This is a genomic window from Rothia sp. HMSC069D01 (genome assembly GCF_001810135.1).
Classification (GTDB): Bacteria; Actinomycetota; Actinomycetes; order Actinomycetales; family Micrococcaceae; genus Rothia.
Map to the genome: position 1 here is coordinate 123220 of NZ_KV800093.1, position 3737 is coordinate 126956.

Here is a 3737-nt window from a genome sequence, read left to right on the forward strand (position 1 = left end):
TGGGTAGCTGCGGGAGCCTGGGTAGCTGCGGGGGTCTGTGCAACCTGTGCCAGGGTGGGCTGAGCGGAAGGCTGAGCCGCCTGTGCGGACTGGAAGGTAGCCGAGGGGGTTGTCTGCTGAGTTGCCTGGGCAGTGTAGGTCTTCTGGATGGGCTGAACCGCGGTCGTTGCGGGAGCCTGCTGAGTCTGCTTTGCCTGTTCTGCCTGCTGGCGGATCTGCACAGCAACCTGCGAGAGGGCGGGCTGCACGGTGGAGGTGAACAGGGACTTCGGAGCCTGGGTAGCTGCGCCGGGGATGTCCTGAACGACGGGTGCGAATGCGGAAGCGGGTGCTACCAGGGTGCTACCGAGCACGGAGGGTACGGCGATGGCTGCGAGAGAGCCAGCCTTAACGGTGCGGGGGCGAAGTGCCATGGGTTGTCCTCGTTGTTGGTGTTTCGTGGGGCGCGGACGCCCGAGAGTGGTTGAGTGATAGGTGGTCTATAGGTGAGAAGCCTATAGGCGGTCGGCCTGCGAATGTGATGCCGCATGGAGCAAGTCCAGTAACCGTCCCGTGTGTGTTGCGGGGGTTTCCTCGTGTGATGGAGGGGTGCAGTATTCATTTCGGAGAGCTACGCGGCGGACCGCGGTGACCACGTACTCAAAGCTACCAGGTCAAAAAGCCTTTTCCAGCGGTTTTTTGGGGCTATTTTTGGGTATCGAACAAGATTCAATCTTAACAAGAGCTTTTTCTAAGCTTCTAGTTTAACTTGAATCACCCTCAAGTAGAGGTTGAATGGGCTATTTTTCCTTGATTTTCCGGGGTTTTTGAGCGTTTTTTGAAAGAGTTTCAAAAAACTCTACAATTAACTTGAATGTTTCGTATGTGATTACAATCACTTTCAGAGTGAATTGTTGCACTCGAAGCCCAATTTTTGCCAAAAACCGCGGAATTCCGGGGCAAAACGGGTGATTTCCAAGCCCGGAATATAGGCACCTTTCGCATATTCCACTTTGAGAATGCACTTTGAGGCAAAAACAGCCCCCTCGCCACTCCCCCACCCAGGCATCCTATCGGACCCCTCATCACGCTCTTGAGACCCGCCCCAGAGCCCCCTTCAGGACCCCTTTCAGATCCCCTTTCAAGGAGCTCAAAAGCAGCGTCTCAAGAAGGCGTAACCACCCTCCAGCAACCGCTCGGAAGTGACTCCACCACCCCCATGGGCACACCCGCTTGAAGCCCCGATAGACGGACTGAGGAATACCTCGAAAGACGCATCGGGAGACGTTCCGAAACCAGTCCAGGGTACTTTCACGACGGTTCTATGAAATTCCGTGAGGAGGTTTCAAGAGGGGTTTCGAGAGGCCGAAAGATCCACCTCAAGCACCCCGGAAGGGGCAGCAGGCTGCCCCCCCATCAGTCTCCCCGAAGCACCGCCCCAACAAGGCTCAGAAGACCCCCTCCGCAGATTACAGAAGGCAGGGGATATAAAGAAAGCCGCCCAGCAGGCGGCAGAAAGGTAGCACAAGAAGAAGAAAGGTAGGCGGCAAATGAAGACAGGTCGCCAATAGGAAAGGTGCAGGAAGGTGGCGAAAGAAGGCAGGCCGGCGGTCGGAGGGTGAGTCGGAGAGTGACAGGAGGACGGCAGAAGGAGATAGGTCAGCGGGGGGGGTACGGGTTTTGGGGAATAAAAAAACTCCCGATAGCTAAAAGCTATCGGGAGTTATCCGTTGCGGGGACAGGATTTGAACCTGCGACCTCCGGGGTCTGCATCTCTTTTTAATGAAACAGTGAGATACAGCCAAGTAATCGTTGATATTGTGCGGTAACCGTCCCCTTATCCTTCCCTAAAGATACTTGAAGTTACCGGCATATCCTCACGAAAGATAGGGAATAAGGTAGGGACTACCTTTCCTCCCTACGCCGTGCTCGGGCTGCCTCGTACAGCGTTGTGAGGTCTGACAGGTCTGAGTATGCCTGTGCGTTCACATCGACCGAGTGGCCGAGCGTTCGAGCACGCAGTAGCGCGTCTACGTCCGTGCGGTACATGGTGTTGAGGGTGGTTCTCCAGACGTGGGTGCGGTGGGTCTCCAGCAGAGGCACTCCGCAGTCGCGAGCCAGATCCTTGTAGAACGCCTTGAGAGCCTTCTGAGCGTTGTATCTGTCCCACTCGGTGTCTGGGTTGAGCGGTGCGCCCACAACGTAGGCTCCACCGACTTCATCTCGTCTACGGGTAAGGTGCTCATAGACCGCAGGCTCGACGAGAGCCGCGACGCGGGTGGTGCCTGTCTTGGCGTTTTCAGCCCGAATAATGCACGCTGGGCGGTTTTGGTCGTCGGTGATGATGTCGTCCCACATGAGAGTTCTTGCTTCGCTTACGCGCAGCCCTGTGGCCATTTGGAGCAGGGTTAGGTCGATGCAGCAGCGGTGGACGGCAACGCGGTCCTCTAGCGTGTACCTGCCTCGTTTGGGTGGTACTAGTGTGGGTGACCAGGTATTGGTCGGGGGTTGTGGGTAGAGGTCGAGGTCCTTGATGATGAGCGGACTTCTACCACCGCGATCTTCAAAGGACCTCCTGTTGACTTCTTACCGTGACGGATCATGGGGCAGCCACACACAGAGCACGATGCAGTATTCACAGGAACGAGGCAAACACGACCAACTGAAAGAGTGACTTTCCCGCACCAGAAAGCCGAAAAGTCACCCAACCAGCAACACGTAGTGTCCTATAACCCAGAAAGAAAGCTCTCCCTGGAAGCCACTGAGGCTTCCAGGGAGAGCAGTCAGAGAGTGCGAAAGACGAATACACCGCTATCAAGCGTGAGGCGGCCGATGGGGGAGTCGTAGGTGGCGAGCGCCGGATCAGAATTGCTCGGGGTGATCGCGGTAGGCATACGCCCACACTGTCACGGCGACAGTCACAGCGCGAGTCCACGCGTCACGGACAGCGTCCAGTTCTGCGCCCTCGAAGCCCTCCGCCAGGAGACGGTGCCCGACCTCCACAGTCGGCGCGATGAAGGCGAGCACGTAGCGCAGAGGCACGAATGGCGTCGAGTCCGCCCCATCCGCCGCGTTCTTCGCCGCGGTCATGTGTCGAGCTCCGATCAGGTACTGGTAGTCCAACCACGCCTGATCCCGCTCGCGCGTGCACATGTCGATGATCCACTGGGCGAATCGGGGCTTTGACGCCTGCGCGTACTCGGGGTTCGGCTGTCCATCCGGATGCGCGGAATGTGCTGCCAGGTAGGTCTTTTGAGCCAAAATCCCGCGCCACGTGTCGACCATTTCCATGGCATGCGGCGCCAGGATGGGTTCTGCTCGCGCGAGCAGCTCTGCGTCACCGGGCTGGACGTGCGCGGCGGCCTCAATCTGGCGTAGATCCTCGAGTGTGAGCGGAGACGTGGGGACGGCATCGGTGCCGTAGGTGTACCCCGACGAGTGGTCGTAAGCGGTCATGCGAACCCCCTTGAACTTATGCGTCAATTGTAGAACGTGCTCTTGCTCAGGTCAAGTCCTGTGGAGTGGTGTAATCGTTTTGTGTCCTTCGGAGTGGGTTATGCGCTGAGTTGGAGTGGGGGTTCCTCCTGTTGGGTGGGTTGGGGTGTGAGTCGTGATTTGGTGAGGATGTCGAGGCTGAGGTAGCGTCGGCCTTCGGCCCATTCGTCGTTTTGTTCGGCTAGGACGGCTCCGACCAGGCGGATGATGGCCTGGCGGTTGGGGAAGATCCCCACGGAGTCGGTGCGTCGGCGGATTTCGCG

At 57.9% G+C, this 3737-nt stretch carries 3 protein-coding genes and 1 pseudogene; all 4 read right to left on the reverse strand.

Features of this window, described 5'->3' with window-relative positions; translation table 11 throughout:
* Positions 1–413: pseudogene (locus HMPREF2710_RS03195) on the reverse strand (S-layer homology domain-containing protein); the annotation flags it as partial.
* A 1471-nt stretch (positions 414–1884) separates the two neighbouring features.
* Entirely contained in the window at positions 1885–2517 is a 633-nt protein-coding gene (locus tag HMPREF2710_RS03200; protein WP_314684801.1) for a site-specific integrase, read from the reverse strand.
* 324 nt (positions 2518–2841) lie between these two features.
* Positions 2842–3435 (reverse strand): protoglobin domain-containing protein, encoded by a 594-nt coding sequence (locus tag HMPREF2710_RS03205; RefSeq protein WP_005505324.1) that lies wholly within the window; start codon positions 3433–3435, stop codon positions 2842–2844.
* 98 nt (positions 3436–3533) lie between these two features.
* A partial coding sequence (locus tag HMPREF2710_RS03210; RefSeq protein ID WP_070599470.1) for a transposase occupies positions 3534–3737 on the reverse strand: 204 nt, incomplete at its 5' end.